Origin of the sequence: Myxococcus llanfairpwllgwyngyllgogerychwyrndrobwllllantysiliogogogochensis, assembly GCF_006636215.1 — a bacterium.
GTDB classification, from domain to species: domain Bacteria; phylum Myxococcota; class Myxococcia; order Myxococcales; family Myxococcaceae; genus Myxococcus; species Myxococcus llanfairpwllgwyngyllgogerychwyrndrobwllllantysiliogogogochensis.
On the sequence record NZ_VIFM01000532.1, the window covers coordinates 1 to 1,422 of the forward strand.

General features: G+C 67.9%; 2 protein-coding genes. One reads left to right on the forward strand and one right to left on the reverse strand.

The features are described from left to right. Positions 1–32: 32 nt before the first annotated feature. Positions 33–974: an ABC transporter ATP-binding protein gene (locus tag FJV41_RS49120; protein ID WP_141649503.1), complete on the reverse strand. Its 942-nt coding sequence runs from the start codon at positions 972–974 to the stop codon at positions 33–35. A gap of 253 nt (positions 975–1,227) precedes the next feature. On the opposite strand from FJV41_RS49120, the gene FJV41_RS53265 reads away from it, so the two are divergent. After that, on the forward strand, positions 1,228–1,422 hold a 195-nt coding region (locus FJV41_RS53265; RefSeq protein WP_141649504.1), incomplete at its 3' end, for a hypothetical protein.

A 1,422-nucleotide genomic window follows, 5' to 3' on the forward strand; every position in this document is an offset into this window, starting at 1 on the left:
AGAGGTGTATAAGAGACAGGAAGGGAAGGGGGTCAGGCGGCCTGGGGCGAGGGACGTCCCCGGAGGACTTCCAGCAGCACGTCCTCCAGGCGGGAGCGACGCGTCTCCACGTCGGCGATGGGCAGCCCCTCCGCGTACAGCACGCGCAGCAGGTCTCCGGCGGGGGCCACGCCCTCGCGCTCCACATAGGTGAGCGAGCGGCCGTCCTCGGACAGGCGCGGCGTGAAGCGGCGCGTGGCCTCCGACAGCGTGGTCTGCGGCTCCTGGAAGGTGACGACCACGCGCTTCTCGCCGAAGCGGCGCAAGAGCGTGGCCTTGTTCTCCACCATCAGCAGGCGGCCCTCGTTGATGATGCCCACCCGGTCCGCCAACTCCTCGGCCTCTTCCAGGTAGTGGGTGGTGAGAAGGATGGTGGTGCCCTCCGAGGCGAGCTTGCGCACGTACGTCCAGAGGTCGCGGCGCAGCTCCACGTCCACACCCGCGGTGGGCTCGTCCAGGAAGACGAGCTTGGGCTTGTGCACCAGCGCCTTGGCGATGAGCAGCCGGCGCTTCATGCCGCCGGAGAGCGCGCGCGTGAGCGAGTCCTTCTTGGTGTGCAGGTTGAGGGCGGTGAGCACCTCGTCCACCCGGGCCTCGTCCTGGCGCTGCCCGTAGAAGCCCAGTTGGATGCGCAAGGACTCCGCGACGGTGAAGAACGGGTCGAAGTTGATCTCCTGCGGCACCAGGCCCAGTTGGTAGCGCGGGCCCACCGGGTCCTGGTCCAAATCCTTCCCGAAGACGCGGATGGTGCCGGCCGTCTTGCGGACCAGGCCGCACACACTGCCAATCATCGTCGTCTTGCCCGCGCCGTTGGGCCCCAGCAACGCGAAGATTTCTCCGGGCTGGATGGTGAGGTCCATCTGCTGCAACGCGGTGAAGTCACCGTAGCGCTTGGTGAGCCCCGTGAGCTCGAGGGCGGGAGTGGGCGTCGACATGGCGCGCTTCTCCTAACACCTCGGACCTTCGCCGTCAGAACTCCCTGCCCCGCCATGGAGGGCGTCCGCTGCAGGTCTCGCCGGGTCGCACTCCGCGTGGCGGTTTGCGTCATGAAATAGTGGCTTTCCACAATGTTCTTGTTTTGACACGGTTGAGCCTCCACGCCGGCCCGGAGGTGGGGAGGCGCGGGAGTCCCCCGAGGGACGCGGCGCCCGAAACCGGGAGTCTTCCAACGGAAGCTGGGGGTACCTCATGCCAGGTCTGCAACGCGCGAGTGCGCGGGCGTTCTTCACTTTGAGTGTGATGGTGGTCGCGGTGGCGTGCAGTCGGGAGCCGGCCGCGCCTGTTCGCGCGGACACGACACGCGGTGTGGCGCAGGCGGCGCAGAACGATGGAGCGGAGGTGCACAACCACGTCTACACGCAGGCCTTCGGGTCGGGCTGGGCG

What these genes read in the sequence shown, in the direction of transcription:
- FJV41_RS49120 (WP_141649503.1), bottom strand. Translation starts at nt 974, where the DNA reads ATGTCGACGCCCACTCCCGCCCTCGAGCTCACGGGGCTCACCAAGCGC.